This is a genomic window from Streptomyces sp. NPDC059679 (assembly GCF_042734105.1).
Taxonomy (GTDB): domain Bacteria; phylum Actinomycetota; class Actinomycetes; order Streptomycetales; family Streptomycetaceae; genus Streptomyces.
Window position 1 is genome coordinate 1 of record NZ_JBHWES010000059.1, and the last position, 21,533, is coordinate 21,533.

Sequence of the window (21,533 nt, forward strand, 5' to 3'; positions counted from 1 at the left end):
TTTGGTGTATAACACACCGGCCTGCCACCGCACGGCGGTTGCCCGCCCGCCCCGCGGGAGCGCCCGTCAGGTCACTGCGTGACCTGACATCAACTCGCTTGCTCCGCAAGTTAGTTGGGCCCGCTCCGCTGCGCTCCACGAGCCACGGCCGCGCAGCGGCCGCCCCCACTCCCGCCCGGATCGGGGCCTCCGCTGCGCTCCAGCCCCCAAAGCTCACGCACGCGGTAGGTGGCCGTAGAGAAAAGCGGCAGCAGTAAGGGGTGTGACGAGTGGTCGGGGGAGTGCCGGGTCAAACGAGGGACGTCAGGGAGTGGGTGACGGGTTGACATACTGCTTTCCCGGGCGCCATAAGGTCGCCGTAGCCGAATCCGGACTCCTTCGAGGGATTTTATCTGTTTCCGGCTGCTTCTTTTGAAGCAGGGGATAGGCTCTGGACTAAGATCGCAGCACTGCTGCGGGGGATGGACGTTATGGAGATTCACCGCAGACACTATCCGGTGCACCAGTGAGGCATAGAAGGAAGTCACCGCGCCCAGCCCGACCGTAGCGGTTCTAGCTCAACTACGTGCAGGTTTCCTGTTCCATGCCGTTTGAATCGACCGGATGGCACCCAAGAGAAGGCGGACGGAATGTCGTTCACGAACCGCGCTGACCAGCGTGAGTCGGCCCAGCAGGAAGCCGTTGGCGCGGTTGTCCGTGCCCTGGAACTACCTGCAAGATCACTTGTGCCTGAGCGAGGGCTTCGGACTCAGGTAATCATGGCAACTGGATCTGGGAAGACCCGGGTCGCGGCCCACTGCGCGGAGAAGTTCCACGCGGGTCGAACGCTGGTGCTCGTACCGAGCCTGGACCTGCTCACTCAGACCGAGGCTGCGTGGCGCTCGGCAGGTCGCAGGGGGCCGATGATCGGGGTCTCGTCCCTGCGGGGCGAGGACGTGACCTTCCCCAACACCACGGATGTGGACGAGCTGGTCGCCTGGGTGCGGCCGTTCGACAAGGTCACCGTGTTCGCCACCTACGCCTCGCTCGGGCTGGGCACGCTGGAGCGCGCGCACAAGGCCGGCCTTCCGGGGTGGGACCTGATCGTGGTCGATGAGGCGCACCGGACTTCGGGTCTGCTGGGCAAGCCGTGGGCGGTGGTCCACGACAACCAGCGGATCCCGTCCCTGCGCCGCCTGTATATGACGGCCACGCCCCGGCTGTGGCAGCTGGACGAGGACTCCGAGGGCGCGCCGGGCGAGCTGGTCGCGTCGATGGAGGACGACCCGGACGGGCCGTTCGGTGCCCGCTGCTACACGCTGACGCTGTCCGAGGCGATCGACCGGGGAATCTGCGCGCCGTACCAGGTGGTGTGCGTGGACATCACCGACACGCAGCTCCAGGCCGCGCAGCTCCTGGGCGCTGAGGGCCGCTCGGACGAGGTCCGCGGGGCCCGGCTCGCGGCGCTGCAGACTGCCCTGGTGAAGGCGTCGGCCGAGGAAGGCTTCCGCCGCACGCTCGTCTTCCACCACGTCGTCAAGGAGGCCGAGGCGTTCGCGGCCGGCCTCCCCTATGTCGCCGCTCAGCTGCACGCCGCGGACCCAGGGCTGTACCCCAAGACCATCTGGGCGGACTGGCTGTGCGGCGAGCACAAGCCGGGCCACCGGCGCCGTGTGCTGGGCGAGTTCGCCGACGGGATCGCCACGGACGGCACCGTCGTGGAGAAGGGCTACCTTGGCTCGGTGAAGGTGCTCGGCGAAGGCGTCGACACCAAGAACTGTGACTCCGTCTACTGGGCCGACGTCCGCGGCTCCATGCCGGATCTGGTCCAGGCCGTGGGCCGCGCACTGCGCATGCAGCCGGGCGAGGGGAAGGTGGCCAGCCTGGTCGTGCCGGTCCTGCTCGGACCAGGCGAGACGGCGGACAACATGCTCACGTCCCGGGCATTCGGCGGGCTGGCGAAGCTGCTGGAAGCCCTGCGGGCGCACGACGCCCGCGTTGTGGAGCAGTTGGCGCAGCAACAGGCCCCAAGCCGCGTCAGGGGCGTCCAAAGCCGCAGCGGGGGCCAGGAAGGCCGAGGCGAGGGGACCGGTTCCGGCGGGCCGTCGGCGCCTGCGCGGAAGCTGCTGAAGTTCTCCACACCGCGTGACCCGGCGCAGCTGGCCGCGTTCATCAACCTGCGGGTCCTCAATCCCGAGCACGAGCACTGGCGGCGCGGGGTGGAAGCGGCCGTCATCTACGCCCGCGAGCACGGCGACCTCAAGGTGCCCTTCACCTACCGGGTGCCCGGCGGGGACGACCAGGAGGCGGAAGCCGAGGGGTGGCCGGCCTCGCTCGCCGATTTCCCGTTGGGTCAGTGGATCGCCGACGCCCGCCGCTTCTACGCCCGCGGCGACATGGACACCGACCGCATCGCGCAGCTGGAGAAGCTGGGCATGGTCTGGTCGCACTTCGACGTCGCGTGGGAGGAGGGCCTGGCCGCCGCGCGCGGGTGGGCCGAGGAGAATGGGCACCTGCTCGCGCCGCTGGACGCCACCTACCAGGGGTCCCGGGTCGGCATCTGGCTGAAGAACGCGCGGGCCGCCGCCCGCAAGGCTGCCGAGATCGAGCAGCGGCGTGCCGAGGGACTGCCGGTGGAGTCGTCGGCCGGCGCACTGTCGGACGAGCGGCGCGAGCAGCTGGAGGACATCGACCCGTCGTGGTGCCCGGCCTGGCCGATCGAGTGGCAGCGCGCCTTCCACCTCGTCCGTCTCCACCTGGAGGCCGGCCGTGCGCTGCCGACCGAGCCCGGCGACGTCGTGCACCAGGGCGAGGACCTTGGCCGGTGGGTGCGCTCGGTCCGGCTCGGGTGGGACAACCTCACCACCGTGCAGCAGTGGATGTGTGAGCAGGTCCTCGGGATCGAGCCCGCCACCGAGGACGAGAAGCCGCAGCCGCGCCGTACGCAGGCCGACAAGTGGGCGATGAACTACGAGGCCGCCAAGCAGTTCTTCGAGCGCGAGGGGCACCTGCGGGTGCCGAGGAAGCACGTCGAACGGGTCGTCGGCGAGAACCAGGAGGAGCGGGAGCTCCGGCTCGGGGCATGGATCAGCAACCAGCGCTCGCGGAGTGCGACGCTGTCCCCGGAACGGATCGAGCAGCTATCCAAGATCGGCATGCGCTGGACGTAAGAGCGCCTGGGTCACTCTGGTGAGTGGAATCACCATTTCCATAACGGGGTGCCGTCACGAGAGAAAAGATGCTGGTCAGCGTAGATGTGGATGGGTCTCACTCTTCTCTCCAGTGCGAGTCAAGGCACTGCTCGGAAGAAGATGCGGTGGTACGGTCGGGTGGAACATTCACTCTGAAGGGTGAATAGCGAAGAGCTCCATCCCCCGGGGTCGCACCCCCGGGACTGCAGGACAGAGCTCTTCGCACCGTTGAACGAAGGCCCTAGTTGATGTCTCAGCTAGGGCTTTTCGTTTTTTGTCAGAACCACGGCTGCTTTTCGATCACCGTGATCGCGAGCCCGGCAACAGCAGTTGCTGCCGACACACGCGCCGCCGTGAACTTCGAACGACAGTGGCTCCGCCAACGGTCCCTCATCCTCTGAGGCAGAGTCTTCAAGACCGTCTCCTTCCCGAGGCCCCCGGCGGGAGTCTCGTCCACATGGGACTCGGTCCCATTGCCGTGGAGGTGTTCGTGCCTCCAGCTGGGACGGCACGAGCGGTAGAAGTGAAGGCCATCCTATGCGCGCTTGCGCTTCCAAGACGCGCAAGCCAAATTGACGCAAATCACCCCATCTAACAGCACCTTGCCTGGTCAGAACGCCAGCAAGTTCCATCAGCGGTTGTTTCGCAATGAGATTGATGCCACGATTTCTCCGAACTTCTCCAAAGGGATGAAACATCAGTTCCTGCTGATCACCGGCCTGTTCTCTGGACCCGGCGGGCAGCGTTCCGCTTAAGTGGAACCCTCGTTGCGACGCCCCTTGAGAAACGCGCTACATGAATCGCCGTCAAGAGCCAGCCCGCACTGTCGCCGGAACGGTGGAGCAGCTGTCCGCCACCGGGACGCCCTGGACGTAAAAGGTGCGCGTCACATCGGCGCTGGCGCCCCATAGCCAAGGAGCAATTCACCGACTCCCTTACTGGCAGGCGATCGGCCCGCTATACCTACTACGAGGCCCGGGTCAGGCGTCCGGGCCGTGGGCCGGGCGCTGCGAATGCAGCCGGGCGAGAGCAAAGTGGCCAGCCTGGTCGTGCCGGTCCTGCTGGGGCCCGCGGAGACCGCCGAGGCCCTGCGGGCACATGACGCCCGTGTCGTGCGGCAGTTGGCAGCAGCAGGCCCCGAGCCGCTACAAGCCGTCCAGAAGGGTCAGAAGGGCAAGGAGAAGAGCAGTGGCGGGGAGGGGCCGGTGGGCCCTCGGCTCCGACGAAGGCGCTGCTGAAGTTCAGCAAGCCGCGCGACCCGGCGCAGCTGATCGTCGGCGATCGGCGACGACGGCGAGGACCAGGAGGAGCGGTCCATCAGGCTTGGGGTCTGGATCGGCAACCAGCGGAGCAGGGCCGCGACGCTCTCGCCGGAGCGGGTAGAGCAGCTGTCCACGATCGGGATGCGGTGGGCGTAGGCCTCTATAGATGACTTGCCATATCGGCCAGGTACTGCTGTGCGCGGTGGCGGGCCATCTTCAGCGCGTTGCTGCCTCGGAGGATCAGGGTCTGAGAGACGAAGTAGTCGGGCTGACGGTAGGTGGTGAGCAGCCTGCCGTTCAGCTGGAGGCGGTGCTCGGTGAAGCCGTCCAGGGCGCCGACTGCGATGGGTGTGCGGGCCCACGGATTGTGCAGCACGTGAAAGCCCTCGCTGAAGGTCTCGTGTTCTTCCGGCCCGTAGTCACCGACGACGTAGCCAAACGGCACGGGCAGGGCCGCGTCCGGGTCCGGGTCGTACATGAGGCCACAGCGGGCCATGGCTACGTCTTCTGGCCCGTACCCGCGTTCGGTTCCCATGCGGGCGAACTTCGACACAGTAGCGCTGTTGGTGAAGATCACGGCGGCCAGGTGCTCGGCTTCGGGCTGGGCGAACAAGCCGCTGGGGATGGTCTTGTCCTTGTGCTGGTGTTCGGTAACGACCTGGGAATTCAGCACGAGCGAGCCGTGGCTGTCGCGGGTGGCAACGTCCCGGATCCCGTAGAGGTAGGTCGACAGGGGGCCGACGGTGTGAATCAGGGCGCTGGGGTGGTGGAAGGACTGCACGGCCAGCACGAAGGGGATGCCACCGACTTGCTGCTGCTCCCAGTAGGCGCGGCCCTGCGCATCACGATGTTCGAGCTTGCGGCGCAGGGCCTTGCCGACCTGGAAGACGAACTCCGATTCGGCCGCCTCAAGGTCGTCGGGGATGAGACGGCGCACTGCTGAGGCGATATCGGTGTCTTCGGCCGCCTCGCCCTGGGGCGGGTTGGTCGTGGTCGCCTCGATGGCCACGGGAGTGTCACCGCCCACGACGAAGTCCGGCGCAGGGCTGGTGCGGTTCAGTTCCTTGCCCTGTTCGCGCAGGGCGGCAAAGAGGGCAAGCTCCAGGACGCGGGCGGAGAAGCCTGCGGTCTGGAACTCACGGACGAAGCTGCGGTCGACGTCAGGAAAGTCGGCGAACGTCTCGTCCATGAGGCGGCGGGCGGCGGTGTAGGCATGAGCCTCACGGAAGTCGCGGAACTCGCGGCTGGCCTTCTCCAGCTTGAGCTTCCGGGCGAGGTCAAACAGGCTTCGCGTCATCATCGCCTCCAATGTGCCGGTCATGCCGGGATGGCGGTGGGCTGCAGGTGTCGACCGGTCGGCGGCGCCGTCGTCGCGCCGGGCAGAGTCCGGATTCAGTCGCGAGGACAGTGGACAGCGCGATCCGAGCTGGGACGACGTGCATCTCTACGTCGTCGACCACTACGGCAGGTCTTCCAGGCGGGCGAGCAGGCCCGCGGCGGTGGCGACGGCCGCGACGGCGTCTGCGCGGGTCCAGGCGAAGTGCTCAGTGGTGCCGGAATCGTCGTGCGGGGCACCGCTGAACAGGGCGTAGGCGCTCTGAGTGAGCACCGCCCAGCGCTCCTCCTGACTCCGTTCTCCGGCCTTCTTCTTCACCGCCTGGTCGTAAACCTTCTGAGTGTTGCAGGCCTCCCGTACGGCATCGAGGGCCTGACGGGCGAGGGTCACGGCGTGCTCGTAGCGCTGGTCGCCGATCGCGGTCTTCGCCTCGCGGATCCGACGTGCGGCGGTGGCCCGGGCCTCCACGGTGGTCACCGGGATGAGAACGTCGACGAAAGCGCCGGCATCGAGCTGAGTGAGGGCGTTGCTCCACGTCGCGTGCGGGATACGGATGATCTCCTGGTCCTGGGCGACGGGCCAGTGCTTCGTCTCTGCCAGGGCAGTCAGGGCGAGTTGGGCGCGCAGGACGAGGTCGGCACCCGCGCGCAGCTTCTCCAGGCCGCGAAGCTGCCGGTCCGTCACGGTCGTCTCCAGCGTGAGCTGCGTCTTGAACGGCTTCAGCCCGACGGGGCCCGTCGGGGCGTGGAGGCTGCCGATGTAGCTGGCGGGGTTGGGCATCTCGTGTACCCAGAGGTCGCCGGAGACGAGGAAGGGCGCGTCCACGGTGTAGTTGCCGCGGACGGTCACCTCGAAGGTCAGGGCGAGACGGTGTACGTCCCAGCCCTGGGTGAAAGTCACGTTGTGCTGCGCTTGGACGTCGACGCTGTAGTCGCGCATACCGAATTGGAAGTCGGCCATCATTCCTCGCCTGGTTGAACTCTTGCCCGATGTTCGCAGGCCGGCCGCCACAACGGCAGCGCTTTTTCGCAGGGGATCGCGGCGTAGCCAACTACAGCCCCTCATGGGCGGACTGCTTCGTGGCGCCCAGGACGCGCCCGATCTCCTCTAGGGCATGGCTGGCGTAGTCATGTCGTACGGAGAGGTCCGGTTTCCGGGGACACGGACGACAACGGCCCATCGGTCTCGTTGTTCTGGGACGGGCGAGGGGATGCGCTCTGCCCACATGTCGTCGCGGATGTTGGGGACCCAGCTCGGTTTGGGTGTCAGGTCGAGGACGACCAGCATGCCCAAGGTGATGCCGCCGGCCTGGTAGGCGACCGTTTGGCCGAGGTAGCGCCGTAGCCCCTTGCGCGTTGTTTTGCCCTTTGTGCGCTTGCATTCGATGACGGTAGAGAAGCCGGGGAAACGGACTTCGATATCGGCGCGACCTCCGCTGCGGTCGGTGACTTCGATGTCGACGTCCTCCAGGTTGCCGTAGAGGTAGTCGTGGAGGTCCTCCTGGACTGTTTCCTCCAGGGGAAGCTTTTCGCCAGGCTTGGGGGCGAAGAGGTAGGCGAAGCGCGGTGTGTGGTGGGCGCGGGCGCGATTGGTCCTGCTGTGCAGGAAGCGGATGGTCTGGACGATCAGGTGGGTGAAATGCTCCCGGACGGTGGGGTGCTGGAAATCGTCGCAGCCCTTCAATACGGCGATGATTTCGTTGTAAATGTGCTGCTGGGCGATCGGCAGCCTGCTGATCAGGGTGGCTTCCCAGTCTGCGTGGCCAGCCTGGAGGCTGGTGAGCATGTGTGCGGGCAGGCTGGCAAGGAGCTGGCTACCGAGTTCGGCGGCCAGTTCCGGGTAGGAGGCCGCCGCCGTGGCTTTTCCCGGGCCTTCTGACTGCGCCTGGGGGGCGTCGGCTTGTAGGCGGTCGTCGATGGCTTGGAGAAGTTGGTGGGCGGCATTGGCGTCCCAGTCGTCGGGGGCGTCGGCGACCAGGCCGCGTAGGTGCAGCAGCAAGCCTTGGCGTTTGGCGAAGGCGTTTTCAATGCGGGGGGCGACCAGGACTTGCAGGCCGGAGGCGGCGCCGGCTGGCTGGAGGCGGACGCTGCGGTGGGCGGTATAGGTGGCAAGGATGTGCTGGATGGTCTGGTTGGGCCATGTGGTCAGCCGCTGGTCGAGGTGAGCGTCGGCGTGTTCGAGGTCGAGGCTGAGGGTGTACCAGGCCGCTTCGGTGTCGTAGCGGCCAGCGCGCCAGTGGGTGCGGGTGCCGGTCAGCCACATGGCGTGCTCTGTCAGTGAGCGGCGCAGCTGGCAGGTGGCTGTGGTGAGGGTAGTGGTGTTGCCGGTGTCGAAGGCGAGGAGAGCGTCGAGGGCGGCAAGGTAGGCGGTGGCGTCGGGACGGTCTTCGTCGGCGTCGATGGCCTGTTGCAGGAAGCTGCGGGCCATGGTGAAGGCTGCAAGGAGGGTCGGGCGGTCGGGGGCGTTGGCGGCGTCGGCAAGGTGGCACATGGCGAGCTCGTAGGCGGCGTCGCCGTGGACGGCGGTCTGGGTGAAGTGCTGCAGCGCGGCGAGCAGGTCGCTGTCCCGCCAGTGTTCGTAGGCGGTGCCCAGGGCGCGGACGACGCGGCGGGCGTAGGCGGCAGGGGCCCTGGTGGCGCCGGGGTCGACGAGGCGGTCGAGGAGTCCGTAGCGGCGGGTGGTTCCGGGCAGGGCGAGGCGGAGAGCGGCTTCGAGGAAGAGGCCGGCCAGTTCGGCTTCCAGGGGGGTGGTGTGGTGGCGGCTGCGTTCGAGGGCGAGGGTGTTGAGCTGGGAGCTCGCGCACTGGAGGTAGCCGGGGTGTTCGACGAGCTGGTCGAGGAGGTCGTCAACAGCCGCGGGGCTGGTGGTTGCGGTGAGGGCGCGGGTGATGAAGTCGGCCGCTTGGTCGGGGTTGTGGAGGGTGTCCCATTCGGCAAGGAGGGTTTCGGCGGCGCGGAACCATAGCGGGGAGGCGGCCAGGGTGTCGGCCTGCTGCCAGAAGGTGTCCTCACCGCCGAGGTCGGTGAGGGTGGGCGGATCGCCATCCTGGGCGAGGAGCGTCTCGAGTGGGGTCACGGCGGGTGGCCTTTCTCGATGGGACAGGCGGCGAAGGACGGTCGGTCACCTTAACGGGCCGATCACCATACGGGCGCACCCGGGCCTGCGGCTTTCAGGCGGTCGGCGGGGATGACCGTGGTGGCCAGGTCGCGTTTGGCAGTGGCGATGATGACTTGCAGGCCGGAGGTCTCCTCGCAGATGTCCTTCAGCTGGCTGAGGACCTCGGCCAGGTCGACGTCGATGGTTTCCTGCGCGCCGGCGGAGTCGAGCAAGAGCAGTCCCGGGTGGCGGCCAACGCCGGTTTCCTTGCCGACGCGCAGGAGGGCGAGGAGAGTGGCGATGCGTAGCCGTACCTGCTCGCCGGGGGTGACGGCGGTGAAGGTGGTCTTGCTGTCGCCCTTGGCGATCTGAAGCGTGCCGTTGCCAAGTAGTTTGACGGCTTGGAGCTCTTTCATCCCCAGCCGGATGGCCAGTTGGCAGATCTCCTCACTCAGCGTGCCCAAGAGCTGGTCGGAGGCCTTCTTCGCGCGTTTGTCGGCTTCCTTGGCAGTTGCCTCCAGGACGCTTTCGTCTGGTGACTTCTGATGAGGCTGTTCGGCGCGGCGTTCGGCGGCTTGGCGTTCGGCGAGGGCACCCTCGACATGGGCGACCTGAAGGTGGGCGCGCAAAGCGGACTCGCTGGGCATGGCTGCTTGAGCTGCGGCGAGGTCGGTGCGGGCCTGGACCAGGCCAGCCTCGGATGCGGTGACGGCTTGGGCAGCCTGTCGGGCTGCTTTCTTCGCTGCGGTGTGGGCATCCTTGAGGGTCTGTATGGAGGCGGCAAGTTCGTCGGCTGCCGACGGATCGACGGGTGCTTCCGCGGGGGCGGAACCGCAGATGCGGCAATGTACCTCGTCGAGGTCCGCGTGGGGCAGCTGGTCCAGTGCGGTGGAGCAGCGTGGGCAGCAGGTGGGTTTCAGGGCGCCGAAGAAACGCTGGGCAACCGCGGTCTCACGCAGGTCCCGCAATCGGCCCTGGTCCAGGACAAGCGTTTCGTGGAGTTCCTGCTCGGCTTGCTGGCTTTGGTGCATTTGCTGCACTGCGTGGGCGTGCTGGGTGGTCAGTTCGGCCAATCGGGCACCGGCCCGCTCCACGGCCTCAGCGGCCTCTTGGAAGCTGGGGCCAGCTTCCGCCTGCGCTGCCGCCTGCCGGGCTTGAGCCAACTGGTCTCGGAGTTCTTGCACAGAGGTGCTGCGGGCTGCCAGATCCTGCTGCGCGCGCCGACGCTGTCCTCGCAAGGACTGCTGAACCAGCCCCAGGGCTGCATTGGCGTCGCGACGGGTCGCCGTCCAGGGCAGACCCACGAACATCTGCAGAAGGCTCACCATCGTGCCGCCGCCAGCAGTCTGCCCCAGCAGGGCGTCGCTCTCGCGGTTACGGCACAGAAGAGCGTGACTGAAGGCCGGCCAGGATGTGACCACCACCTGGCCGTCGGCGCTGCCTGTCGTGGCCTGGTCCGTCGTGTCCGCAGTGGTGTCCTTGCGCCAGCCGCGCAGAAACTCCAGACCGAGCCGGTCCATCATGAACGCGTCCATCACAGAGGCGAACTCGGCCTCACCCGTGAACTGTGTGGCGTGCTCCTGGGCACCGACGGTCAAGGTGCCGGTGAACTGACTGCCGGTAGTGTCGACGCCTACCGTGAATGGTTCACCGTCGATCTGGGCGTCGAGGCGTACATGGTGGATCCAGTGGCGCACATCGGCCTGCAGAGCGTCCGAGCCGCGCAGGCACCACCAGATGATCTCCAGGATGCTGCTCTTGCCCCGCAGGTTGTCCGCCGTCACACCCCACAGGCCGGGTCCCACATCCCAGGAGAAATCCACGGTGCCGGTGGACTTGCCGCTCTTTTCGCCAGTGAAGGCCAGTCGCTTGACCAGCAGTTGGCGCGGACGGGGCAGGATGCCGCTCTCACGCACTCCATGCCGGGCCAGGATCTCGCCCGCCAGCCCTGCCTCGATACCTGCACGGCTGGCTACCGTCTCCACGAAGTCGCTCATCGGCCTGCTCCTGCCCTCTGCTCCGTGATCTGCGCAAGCCGCTCCCGCACACGGTCGGTGATACCGCTGATGCTGGCCTTCCACACCGTGCGCTCGTACTCTGCCTGCGCGTACTGCAGGGCCTTCAGTTGGCTGCCGCTGCTCTGCCCCGCCACCGCCAGCACGACCGCGGCGCGCTCGTCGTACCAGGCCAGGTCCGAGGCAGTGGTCCGAAGTTCCACCGCTAGGTCCCGGCCGGCGGACAGCAGGTAGTAGTCCCACCGGTCCACCTTCATCGGTGGCTCCCCCACCGCCACGATGTCGATCAGGCCGTGTGCGTACAAAAGGCCCAAGGCATCGTCCAGCGCCTCCCAGGCGCCGAACCGCCAGCGCAGCATCGGATAGCGGGAGATCTCCGGCTCATCCCCCTCCAGAAGGGCACCAGCTCGCTCTAGCGCCCCCGCAGTGTCGTCGACTTTGCCTGCCTCGACCTGGTTGAGCAGCTCATCAGCCAGGTAGTCGGGATTCCGCAGCCAAAAATCCAACGCCTGCAGCCGCTTCTGCCCCCGGATCACCGCAACCGCTCCCTGCGGCTCCTCTCCAGCCTGGTCATCGCCGCGCGGCGCGCCGCAGTGATCCAACAGGAAGAGCAGCCGCACCGCGTCCTGTGCGCGCGACGCCCGCCGCACCCCGGAATCCGCCACCCGATCCTCCCCCCGCTCCGCGCAGACAACCAAGATCCCACAACTAGCACATGACGACAGCTGTGCGTAACCACTTGAACACGGCCGCAAGACGTGGACGTCCACCGCCAACCAGACACGGCGCTCGGCATCCTCGACTAGCCAATGTCGGCTTTGACCGGCTACCGGGTGACTGGGCGCTGTCCGCCCGGTTGTTGGTGGTCGGCGTGGAAGGCATCACCGCATGACATGGTCCTTGCCCGAGCCGATGCTCACCGTGGCCGTGGACAGCCCTGCCCTGCCCACTGGGTGGGCTGCGGAACCCAAGTGGGATGGCTACCGTGCCCAGCTCGCCGTGTACGCGGGCGGGCGGGTGCTGCTGCGTTCACGGCGCGGCACGGACATGACGGCCTCGTTCCCTGAGATCCGGGCGGCGGCCCTGGCGCAGCTGCCGGCGGACACCGGGCTGGACGGCGAGCTGGTGGTGTGGGAGTCCGATCGGCTGGCGTTCGCGCGGCTGCAGCGGCGTCTCGCCCGGCGCGGGGCAGCTGCCGCTCAGGCAGCGCGGGAGTGGTCGGCACACTTCGTGGCCTTCGACCTGGTCCACCGAGAGGACGACCTGACTGGCTGGCCGTACGCCCGGCGCCGTGCGGCGTTGGAGGCGCTGTTCGCGGAACGCGGCCTGACGGCGCCGTGGGTGCTGTGCCCGTCGACGACCGACCCGGCCGTGGCGCGGGAGTGGCTGTCGTGGACGGCGGCCGGGGTGGAGGGACTGTGCTTCAAGCGGCTGGACGAGTCCTATCACGGGGGTGTGCGGTCGTGGCGGAAGTACAAGGTGCGGGTCACCACTGAAGCTGTGATCGGCGCGGTCACCGGGTCGCTTACCGCGCCCCGCACGCTGCTGCTGGGCCGCTACGACCCGGCGAACCGTCTGCGGTACGTAGGCCGCAGCACCACTCTGTCCCGGGCCACCGGCCGCGCTGTGGCCGACCAGCTGAACCCGCCGCGCGGCACGCATCCGTGGACGGGCTGGACGTTCTCGGCAGGCTGGGGAACGCATCGCACCCTCGATGGCGTCCTGGTGCGGCCGGATGTCGTGATGGAAGTCGACGTCGACGTCGCCCGCGACAGCGCCGGACGGTGGCGGCACCCGGTCCGCCCCCACCGCATCCGCGAGGACGTCGACGTCCAGGAAGTGCCGCTGTTCGACGAAGGCGGCGCCCTGTCATGAGTCAGGGCCGGGCCGTGGTCGGCTCCATGGTTGGGCCGACCACGTCGGCCGCGGTGAGCTGCTGGCGCAGGTCCAGGTAGCAGCGCAGCCGTACGCCGGGCTGACCGGCGTCCCGCGTCGTCTGCTCCGCTATGGCCGTCGCCCACCGGTCGGCGAGCAACTGCTGGAAGGCGAGCACAGTGGCGTCGTCGGCGGCCGCGACGTCGACGACGAGAAGGCCCGGCTCGCTCACATGCGCCTCGTGGATCGGGTCCATGTACGGCACTACGCCCGGTCACCCTGAGAGAGTTCCGCCGCTGCCGTGTCTTCACCCGACCGAGTGGCGGGCTGTCAGGGGCTGTCGCCGGACCAGTCCCAGCGGGCCGGATCGCTGGGGCGTGGGTCGTACAGCGCCCGGCCTCCGGGGCCGAACTGCCCGAGCTCCGTGAGGAGGGAGACACCGTCGTCGATCTCCTCCTGCCTCCAGCCAGTGATGTCGAGCAGCGATCCGTCCAGCGGCCCGCCCACCAGTTCGGCGTAGCTCCGTCCCGGCTTCGGGCCCGGGTGTTCGTGGTCGGCTCCGTAGGCCCGGCCGCGCAGCAGCTGCTCATCGTCGCTGTCCATGCCCTCCAGCCTCGTAGTCGCCACCGACAACGAGGGCTTGTCCAGGCGGCCCTGGGCAAGCCTCGCTCTGCCCGAAGACTTGCCAGGTCAGCTGCGCCAGCGTCCGAACCAGCCGCCAGCCTTCGAGGCCTGCGCCGCCTCCACCTCCTGGCGCTCCTGCTCCTGGTGGTCCTGCTCCTGGTGGTCGCGCTCGTCTTGTTCCGCCTGCCGCTCCGCTTCGAGTGCCCCCCGCCTTGCAGTCGTCGCACAGGTGCGGGTGGCTGTCCCCGCGGCCCCAGTCGACCGCGATGCTGGCCTTCCACCGGTCGTCGGTGAACTTGGTCCCGCAGGACACGCACACCGGCCGCTGAGCCTCGCGTTCGGCTGCTTCCTGTCGCTTGGCGGCGTCGTGCATCTTCGGCGCGGCGGGCGAGGGCGGCATCCCTGCGGGGGTTGCCGATCGCGTCCCAGAGGTTCTGTCGGTCCTCGCGGCCGAAGCGCCAGAACGCGGGTCCGGCCGGGCCGTGCTCGCGCAGCAACTCCAGCGTGGTCGCCACGATCGGCATCTTCCCGTCGTAGATGCGGAAGCCGCCCTCTGCCCACCGTCCCTGCCAGTGCTCGCGGGTGAGGTCGGCGACCCGCTCCATCTGCTTCAGCGCGGTCCGCTTGCCGACCTGGTGGAAGACGAGCAGGACCGGCGGGTGGGTCGCGTCGCCCCACTGGGGATCGGGAGCGGACCAGCGGGTGCGCCACATTGGCTTGTCCTGGCCGTCGGTGTCCTTCACCTTGCGGTGGAAGTGGCGCATGTACTTGTCGAACTTGGCCGCGATGACCGGGGCTTCCTCGGTGCAGTTGTCGGCCTCGATGAACAACAGCGGCAGGCAGGCCTCTGGGGCGGTGAGGACGATGTCGGCCCAGGCACATCCCACGCCGGGGTTCTTCCACGTGCCGGTCGCCGGGAGGGCGACTTCGGTGGCGTAGGAGGTGATGGTGCCGATCCCGTTGGGCGCGTCGACACAGGCCTGGGCGGCCGCGATGGCTTCGGCCGGCTGACCGGCCACCAGGTGAAGGTCGGGCTTCGGGCGGATCATCGCGATGACGGTCTCGTTGACCGTCATCGCGTGCGAGGCACCAGAGCGGCCCGCGCTCTTGGGCATGCCGCCCATCTCCTCCGGCCCCCGGTACAACTCGAGTCTGGCGGCGGCCAGCCCGTCCTTGGTGAGCAGGCGCACCTCCTCCCCGCCTCGGGTGCGGCCGCCGTCGACGGACAGGCCGTGCCTGCGCAGATCGTTGAGTGCGCCGCGATGGGAGGCGGTGCGCGCCTCCTTCTGCACGGCTGGCGTCTTCTTCGTGGTGTGCCGGTACGTCAGGTGCGGTGAGGACAGGCGCTGGATCTGGTCTGCCGTCGCTGCCTTGAGCACCCCGAGCACGCGCAGCGCATCGGCGCGGTGCCCGGTCGTCGATCCTGCCTCGTTCGTCTTGCGATTGCCCGCCATCAGGTGCGCCCTCCCGTCGTCCGCGTCCGGCCACCGGCCGGACGCCGGACCCGCCCGGCCGCAGAGGGCACCAGGCGCGCCCTGATCCCGGTGATCGCCTCCACCACTGACACCCCACCCCCACCTATTTCCCAGGGTTTGGTCAGTGAGAGGAGGAGGGAAGAGGGTTGTGACGGCGCGCTCCAGCACCGAAAGGACGTGGTGGCCTGGGGAAATGCGGTCAGCTCTCGTGCCGGGCACGGAAGTGGGTACGGCAGTGGGATCGCAAGCGCCGGCAGCAGGGGACTGCGGCGGCTTGTCCAGCCGACCATCCCTCCCGGCGCGGGGCCCGCGGCTCGCCGGTCGGCGGCGCGGTCAGGGTACGGCGGGCGCCTGTGTTCGGTCATCATCCCGGGTCTCTCCCTTGCGTCGCGGCCTCCTCCACCGGCCCTGTGGCGGCCGGTGGCGCACCCGCGCGAGGGGGAGAGTGCCCCGATGGCTCGGTGGCCGCTGCATGCCCCTCCTGCGGGCGCGTGGCGGCCATCGTGAACACCCACCCCTTGTCCGCGACCTGATGGCGGCCGGTAGCGAAGTTGGTCTAGGAGAAACGCCCGCTCCTGGCGGCCCACGCCGAATCGGACAAGGGGTCCGTGGTCGGGCCGACCAGAGTCGACAAGGGGGCCCGCTTCGACCCCTATAGCACCAGTTGTGACGTTGATCGGTAGTTGGCGGATTTGATCGGTAGTTGGCGAGCCGTGGTCTGGCGACTGTGAGTTGTGGTCGTGTACGGAGATACGCGGCGGCTCGGGCTTGCCCCGGTCCCGGTGCAAGCCATGTGTGGCCCGTGGCGAAGGGACAGCCGCCGCGGACCACGCATGCGACCCTCCCGGTCGCGCCGGCACGCCGTACGTCAGCGCCGTGCGTCCTCCGAGGCGTCCAGGAGTGGCAGGCCGGCCGCGTACCGGCGCAGGTATACCGCGGTGGGAGTGTCCGCGCCGGCGACGGTGTCGGGGGTGCCCTGTGCGACCACTGCGCCTCCGTTGGGGCCGGCTCCCGGTCCGAGGTCGATCACCCAGTCCGCGGACGCGGCGACGGGGATGTCGTGTTCGGCCACGACGACGGTGTTGCCGGAGTCGAGCAGCATGTCGAGCGCGTCGACGACCCGCTGGATGTCGGACGGGTGCAGGCCTGAGACGGGTTCATCGAGGATGACGAGGCCGGCCTTGCGGCTCACCGCGCCGCGCTGGATCGCGGACGCGAGTTTGAGACGCTGGGCCTCGCCGCCGGACAGCTCGGTGGCGCTCTGGCCGAGTCGGAGGTAGCCGAGCCCGACCCGGTCGAGCGCAGTGAGGGTCTCCGCGAGCTGCCGGGGTTCGGTGAAGACCTCCCCGGCCTCGGCGACGGTCAGGTCCAGCACCTGGTCGACGGACAGCCCCCGGTAGGTGACCTCCAGGGCCTCGGGTCCGTAGCGCCGGCCGTCGCACGTGTCGCACACCACCCACATGTCGGGGAGGAAGTGCATGTCGACGAGCCTGCGGCCGTAGCCGGTGCAGGTCTCGCAGCGGCCACCGGTGGTGTTGAAGCTGAACCAGGAGGCGTCGACGCCGCGCGCGCGTGCCGTATCGGTGGCGGCGAACAGTTTGCGGACGATGTCGAACGCCTTGCTGTACGTGGCCGGGTTGGATCGCGGCGTGCGCCCGAGGGGTTCCTGGTCGACCACGGCGACCCAGCCGAATCCGTCGAGTCCGGTCACCTCGCGCACGGTGTCGGCGGCCGTGCCTTTGAGGGCGGCCGCCGCGCCCGCGGCGAGTGCGCCCAGGACGCTGCTCTTGCCGCTGCCGCTGACCCCGGTCAGGCAGGTGAGCCGCCCGGCAGGGAGGCGCAGCAGCTCCGCGGCCGTGTTGTGGGCGCGCAGGCCGTGCAGTTCCACCCAGTCGGCGTCATCGCGGACCGGGCGGGGGGTACGGCGCAGCCGCGGCCCGTTGCCGGCCAGGTAGCGGCCAGTGGCCGAGGTGGGGTTGGCGGCGGCCAGGGCGGGTGAGCCAGAGACCAGGACCTCGCCGCCGAGGCGGCCCGCGCCGGGGCCCATATCGACGATCCAGTCGGCGCGGGCGATCAGTTCGGGGTCGTGTTCGACGAGGAGGACGGTGTTGCCAGCTTCGCGCAACTCCAGGGCGATGCCGAGGAGGTGATTCTTGTCCGCCGGGTGCAGCCCGGCGCCAGGTTCGTCCAGGACGAAGATGACGTCGCTCAGCTCGGTGCCGAGCTGAGCGACGAGCCGGGTGCGCTGCAACTCACCGCCGGACAGTGTGGCGGCGCTGCGGGACAGCTGCAGGTGGGCCAGACCGAGCCGGTCCAGGAGGCGGATCCGGCGTCCGAGGTCTTGCAGCAGGGGCTCGCCGACGGTGCGCTGCCGGGTGTCGAGGGAGTCGGCGACGTGCCCGGCCCAGCGGCGGACCTCGCGTACATCCACGTCCAGTAGCTCGGGGTAGGTCAGGCCGCCGAGACGTACGGACCGGGCGACCCGGTCGAATCCGCTGCCGTGGCAGGTGCCGCAGGGCTGCTTGCGCATGTACGGGAGGTAGCGCTGCTTGGCGTCGGCCGTCTGGGCGTTGACGAACACCCGTTCCACCTCGGCGAGCGCGCCGCGCAGCGGTTGGCTGGAGGTGTAGGTCATACGAGCTGTCTCGTTCTTGTTCGGGATGTCGATGGTGGCCTCGACCGCCTCCTCGCCGGTGCCGTACAGGACCTCGTGTTGGAAAGCTGCGGGCAGCGACTGCCAGGGGCGGTCGAGGTCCACGCCGCGTTTGGCGGCGAGTGCGGGGACGAACATGTGCTCTCCGGACCGCCATTTGGCGTACCAGGGGGAGGCGCCTTCGAAGAGGGGGAGGTCCGGGTGGGTGATGACGAGGTCTTCCTGGGCCTGCCAGCGTCCGCCGACGCCGTGGCAGTCCGGGCAGCTGCCTTCGGGGGTGTGGCGGTCGAAGTGCGCAGTGGTCAGGGCGCCGGCGTCCGCGGCCGGGTCCGTGTCCGTGTCCGGGCCGATCCGCGGGAGGCGCGAGTAGAGCAGTCCGAGGTGCCCATCGATCCCGGTGATGGTGGCGATCGTGGAGCGGGGGTTGCGGTTCAGGCGACGCTGGTCGACTGCGAGTGTGGCGCTGAGGCCGAGGATGCGGTCGACCTTGGGGCGGTTGCGCTGGGTGATGTACTGGCGTACGAACGGCGAAAGGCCCTCCAGATACCGCAGTTGGGCCTCGCTGTGCAGGGTGTCGATGGCGAGTGAGGTCTTGCCGCTGCCGCTGACGCCGGTGAAGGCGACGAGGCGGCCTTTGGGGATGCTGACGGACACGTCGCGCAGGTTGTTGGTGCGGGCGCCCACGACGTCGATGGTGTCGCGCGTCTTGCCGGCCCCGGCAGCGTGTGGGGCCGGCATGCGCGTGTCTGGTACGGGCGGGGTCACGCCTCGTCCGCCTTCCCGCCGAGCTTGGCGAGGTCGGGGGCGAACACGGCCATCCACTGCGGGTGCAGTCGGTAGAAGACCACGTCGTTGTCCCAGTCGAAGGCGTCGTCGCCATAGAAGTCCCGGAAGTACGCGAGCAGGTCCGGCCAGTCGGCGGCCGGCTCGCCGTCTCGGGGGTTGAGGACCTCCGCGGTGCCGTGTGTGAACACGCCCAGGTCCTCCCCGCGCATGTGCGCGGCGCTGACGGCGGGCCGGGCGGCGAGGTGCCGGGCCTTGGCGGCGCCGCGCGCGGTGCCGAAGTGCCATTTGCCGTGCAAGAAGTGCCCGTCCACGCCGCTGACCCGCGGCTCGCCCTTTGCCGTCACGGTGGACAGCGCAAGCGTGCACATGCCAGTGAGCACACCGGTGAGCTGCTCGGCGGTGAGCGTGCGCTGGCTGCTGATGATCGACCGCAGGTGCGCCGTGGAGCGGGCGAGCGAGGCGTCGAGCAGGGCTTGGAGCCGGTGGAGATCGTCGGGTGTCTCACGCATGAGGGTCCTTGTCTGTCCGTCGTCCCGGCCCGCGCCACCACGACACCGACCGGCGCCCCCACTGTCTCCACAAAACTCGACATCTTCTGTCGTATTTCTTGCGGTGTCCTCTGCACCCTGCCATCGGGGTGTGGGCAGGGTGCAGAGGACACCGCGACCCTGCGCCGCGCCCGCGGCTGGGCGGTGCTGGATTGTTCCGGACGGGTTGTGGGAGACCGCCAAGCTGTTGATCCCGCCGTCGAAGGTGCGGCCACAGGGCGGCGGGACGCAGGACACGCCTGATGAGACGCTGTTCGCGGCGATCATCTACGTGCTGGTCAGTGGCTGTGCCTGGCGGGGACCGTCTCACGCCCGGACTCGCCAACTACTGAACTTGCTGCCGTGATGTCGTCAGGGTGAGGCCGGTTTCGGCGAGGCATCCATCGATGAGGTTGCTGCGGTACTGGATCGCGCGGATACCGTGCCGAAGTGCACGCATGAGGTGGTCGGGGTCGGCGAAGGCGGTGTTGGCCTGGCTACTGCGCCGCCGCAGTGACCAGATGCCCTCGACGGGGTTGAGATCCGGCGCATAGGCCGGCAGGAAGTAGCAGGTGATCCAGTCGTGGGTGTCGATGAACTCCCTCAGCCGGCGGTCTCTATGGACGTTCAGGTTTCTCCCACACGAGCACGATCGGCGCGCCGAGCTGCTGGTGGGCGGCGATGAGCAGGTCTCGGTAATCGGTCCAGGTGAAACTGCGTCTGCCGCCCCGCTTGTGATCGACGTGCCGTTTGGGCCGGTAGATCAGGCGGGAGCGTTCGCCCTGCTTGTAACAGGCCAAAGCGGCGATGGAGATGCGCCGCTGGGAACGTCCGCGGACCCGGATGACGGGTGTGTGCCCGCGCCGGGACCAGGTACGGGTGGTGGGCGGCGTCATCGAGAAGCCGGCCTCGTCTTCGAAGCAGAGCCAGGCCCCGAGCGCCGCCACGGCGTTTCCACCTGAGGCCAGGTCTCCTTCACCCAGCCGGTGACGGCTTCCGCGTTGCGCTCCACCGCGCGGCGGGCCGGGACCTGGTGACTGAAACCATGCCGGTGCAGCATCTGCGCGATGGCCGACAGTGTCATGCTCTTGTGGAACCGGCGCCCGATCAGCGTCTTGATCCGCGCCAGTGTCCAGGTCTGGTCCGGCCAGCCCTGCGCTACCGGCCCCTTGGCCAGCTCCTGCTCGAGCACCTCGAACAGTGCCTCACTCAGCTTGGGCGTGGACGCCGGCCTCTTCGACTCCAGGGCTGCCGTTCCGCCGTGCTCCCATGCCTGGTGCCACCGCTGTACCGACCGCACACTGACACGTAACCGCTTGGCGACCGCGGCATTGTCGTGTCCCAGAGCGAATAATTCGGCGGCCTGCATCCGGATGTGCTCGCGAAACGCCCGCCGCTCCGCGGTCAGCCCGCCCCCTTGTGGATACCTCATGTAACCGGCCTACCGCGACAACCACCGTTTGTCAGCAACCGCGACATCACGCCAGCAAGGTCAGTAACGGCGGCGCCGGGGATTGCTGGACCCGCACACCCTCAGAAATGTGCGGGGGCCGAGCGCGCCGTCCAACTCACGCAACGCCCCGTGCTGATCGGTCCAACATGGAAGAGTGCCACTATGGCGATAGAAAGTCTCCGAGCCCTGTGCACGGCCATGGACACGGCAGCGATAGAGACCTGGGGACGCATCGAGTTCGGGCGTCTTCCCGGGCGCAGGTTCGACGAGACGGCTGTCACGGACAACCTGCTCTTTACGCTCCAGAACCAAGTCCCTGGGTTGCTGACTTACCAAAGCAACCAGGTGCAAGAGCGGAATTCGGGCGCTGACTGGGAGTGGTGGATTGGAGACGACCAGGCGGGGTGGATCTGCCTTCGCATCCAGGCCAAGCGCGTCTACGAGGACAACACCTACCGGATGCTGAAGCACCGTGGAGCAGGCGAAGACGCGTTCCAGTACGACACGTTGATCAAGGGATGTAACCCTGATCAGGCCCGCTACGCGTTTCACGTCTTTTATAACGGCTGGCCCGAGGGCACTTTCGAGGAAGGAACGTACTGGGCGCCGCCGGCCCAGTGGAACGCCTGCCCAGGGCTGAGTTCGTACAAGGACTGCAAGCACGCCGAGCCTCGCCACTACGGCTGCGCCATCATCTCTACCCTGGACGTCAAGAAGCTCAGCGACATCGCCGCACCCGCCGCTGCCAGATTCCGCGTACAGAGGTACCTGTCAGCGGCCGTCCCCTGGTCGTACGCCTTTGGGTTCCCGCCCTGGGACTCCAAGCGAGGGGAGGAGCGCTGGCACCCCAGGTTGGACCGCGGTGACTGGGTCGACCGTGTCCACGGCACGCTTGATGTGCTCACCCGGCGAGGTGGCGCCCGCGGGGCACGGGACGCCTCGGGGCACCTCGGAGAGATCCCGGTCGATCGAGACCAGCGGACCTTCGAGCTACCGCCGTACGTCGAGGCGATGCGCAGGAGCACCCCGGGTCGCTTTGAGCCGGCTTCTGAGGACGAGGCGCCTACCGCGCCTCAGACGGTGATCATTGAGCGGAAGCCGAAGCGGGCACGGAAGCGGAAGTAAGAGCGCTGCCGCTGAAGCCACCGGAGCTCCGCTTTGCGAGGGCCAGCCAAACCCTCGGAAACGTCCCGCAGCTGACGCGTCCGGCTGCTTTCAACGACCTGGTTCGCGCTGGTGCACCTAACTGAGCGCCGTACCT

The 21,533-nt window shown here is 68.4% G+C and carries 15 protein-coding genes and 3 pseudogenes; 6 read left to right on the forward strand and 12 right to left on the reverse strand.

From position 1 onward, the window contains the following. Positions 1 to 629 precede the first annotated feature (629 nt). The 3 genes from ACFV2X_RS41550 (at position 630) to ACFV2X_RS41560 (ending at position 4,588) form a co-directional block, all read left to right on the forward strand. Positions 630 to 3,149 carry a Helicase associated domain protein gene (locus tag ACFV2X_RS41550; RefSeq protein ID WP_385626504.1) on the forward strand — a complete coding sequence of 840 codons (2,520 nt, stop codon included), beginning with the start codon at positions 630 to 632 and terminating at the stop codon, positions 3,147 to 3,149. Positions 3,150 to 3,715: 566 nt separating this feature from the next. Beyond that, entirely contained in the window at positions 3,716 to 3,925 is a 210-nt protein-coding gene (locus ACFV2X_RS41555) for a hypothetical protein (RefSeq protein WP_385626505.1), read from the forward strand. Between the two features lie 579 nt (positions 3,926 to 4,504). Further along, positions 4,505 to 4,588, forward strand: a complete 84-nt coding sequence (locus tag ACFV2X_RS41560; protein ID WP_385626559.1) for a hypothetical protein — start codon at positions 4,505 to 4,507, stop codon at positions 4,586 to 4,588. Positions 4,589 to 4,592: 4 nt separating this feature from the next. Here ACFV2X_RS41560 and ACFV2X_RS41565 read toward each other — a convergent pair whose 3' ends face one another. From ACFV2X_RS41565 to ACFV2X_RS41585, 5 genes are all read right to left on the reverse strand, one after another. Then, positions 4,593 to 5,753 (reverse strand): hypothetical protein, encoded by a 1,161-nt coding sequence (locus tag ACFV2X_RS41565; protein ID WP_385626506.1) that lies wholly within the window; start codon positions 5,751 to 5,753, stop codon positions 4,593 to 4,595. A 138-nt stretch (positions 5,754 to 5,891) separates the two neighbouring features. Next, positions 5,892 to 6,728, reverse strand: a complete 837-nt coding sequence (locus ACFV2X_RS41570) for a hypothetical protein (RefSeq protein ID WP_385626507.1) — start codon at positions 6,726 to 6,728, stop codon at positions 5,892 to 5,894. Positions 6,729 to 6,875: 147 nt separating this feature from the next. Further along, positions 6,876 to 8,843 (reverse strand): hypothetical protein, encoded by a 1,968-nt coding sequence (locus ACFV2X_RS41575; RefSeq protein ID WP_385626508.1) that lies wholly within the window; start codon positions 8,841 to 8,843, stop codon positions 6,876 to 6,878. 62 nt (positions 8,844 to 8,905) lie between these two features. Then, positions 8,906 to 10,861 carry a hypothetical protein gene (locus ACFV2X_RS41580; RefSeq protein ID WP_385626509.1) on the reverse strand — a complete coding sequence of 652 codons (1,956 nt, stop codon included), beginning with the start codon at positions 10,859 to 10,861 and terminating at the stop codon, positions 8,906 to 8,908. Beyond that, the gene (locus ACFV2X_RS41585; protein WP_385626510.1) at positions 10,858 to 11,544 is read right to left on the reverse strand and encodes a hypothetical protein; all 687 of its coding nucleotides are present in this window, start codon (positions 11,542 to 11,544) and stop codon (positions 10,858 to 10,860) included. Before ACFV2X_RS41585 ends, ACFV2X_RS41580 begins: the two co-directional genes overlap by 4 nt. Positions 11,545 to 11,767: 223 nt before the next feature. Between ACFV2X_RS41585 and ACFV2X_RS41590 the strand changes: the two genes are divergently transcribed. After that, a complete protein-coding gene (locus tag ACFV2X_RS41590; protein ID WP_385626511.1) occupies positions 11,768 to 12,754 on the forward strand; it encodes an ATP-dependent DNA ligase in 987 nt (328 codons plus the stop codon). A gap of 1 nt (position 12,755) precedes the next feature. Here ACFV2X_RS41590 and ACFV2X_RS41595 read toward each other — a convergent pair whose 3' ends face one another. The 5 genes and pseudogenes from ACFV2X_RS41595 to ACFV2X_RS41615 all read right to left on the reverse strand — a co-directional run bounded on the left by ACFV2X_RS41595 (position 12,756) and on the right by ACFV2X_RS41615 (position 18,801). Next, entirely contained in the window at positions 12,756 to 13,010 is a 255-nt protein-coding gene (locus ACFV2X_RS41595) for a DUF6207 family protein (RefSeq protein WP_385626512.1), read from the reverse strand. Positions 13,011 to 13,084: 74 nt separating this feature from the next. Beyond that, a complete protein-coding gene (locus ACFV2X_RS41600; RefSeq protein WP_385626513.1) occupies positions 13,085 to 13,357 on the reverse strand; it encodes a hypothetical protein in 273 nt (90 codons plus the stop codon). Positions 13,358 to 14,187: 830 nt separating this feature from the next. Continuing rightward, positions 14,188 to 14,832: pseudogene (locus ACFV2X_RS41605) on the reverse strand (hypothetical protein); the annotation flags it as partial. Between the two features lie 889 nt (positions 14,833 to 15,721). Continuing rightward, on the reverse strand, positions 15,722 to 18,244 hold the full coding sequence (locus ACFV2X_RS41610; protein WP_385626514.1) for an excinuclease ABC subunit UvrA: 2,523 nt from the start codon (positions 18,242 to 18,244) through the stop codon (positions 15,722 to 15,724). Positions 18,245 to 18,267: 23 nt separating this feature from the next. Then, positions 18,268 to 18,801: a pyridoxamine 5'-phosphate oxidase family protein gene (locus ACFV2X_RS41615; RefSeq protein WP_385626515.1), complete on the reverse strand. Its 534-nt coding sequence runs from the start codon at positions 18,799 to 18,801 to the stop codon at positions 18,268 to 18,270. Positions 18,802 to 18,940: 139 nt separating this feature from the next. Between ACFV2X_RS41615 and ACFV2X_RS41620 the strand changes: the two are divergent. After that, positions 18,941 to 19,138, forward strand: a pseudogene (locus ACFV2X_RS41620) (transposase); the annotation flags it as partial. A gap of 27 nt (positions 19,139 to 19,165) precedes the next feature. On the opposite strand, the pseudogene ACFV2X_RS41625 reads toward ACFV2X_RS41620, so the two are convergent. Further along, positions 19,166 to 19,715 (reverse strand): annotated as a pseudogene (locus ACFV2X_RS41625) (transposase). Beyond that, the gene (locus tag ACFV2X_RS41630) at positions 19,712 to 20,251 is read right to left on the reverse strand and encodes a winged helix-turn-helix domain-containing protein (protein ID WP_385626516.1); all 540 of its coding nucleotides are present in this window, start codon (positions 20,249 to 20,251) and stop codon (positions 19,712 to 19,714) included. Before ACFV2X_RS41630 ends, ACFV2X_RS41625 begins: the two are co-directional and overlap by 4 nt. Positions 20,252 to 20,470: 219 nt before the next feature. Here ACFV2X_RS41630 and ACFV2X_RS41635 point away from each other — a divergent pair, with 219 nt between their 5' ends. Beyond that, on the forward strand, positions 20,471 to 21,397 hold the full coding sequence (locus ACFV2X_RS41635; RefSeq protein WP_385626517.1) for a DUF6615 family protein: 927 nt from the start codon (positions 20,471 to 20,473) through the stop codon (positions 21,395 to 21,397). Positions 21,398 to 21,533 lie beyond the last annotated feature (136 nt).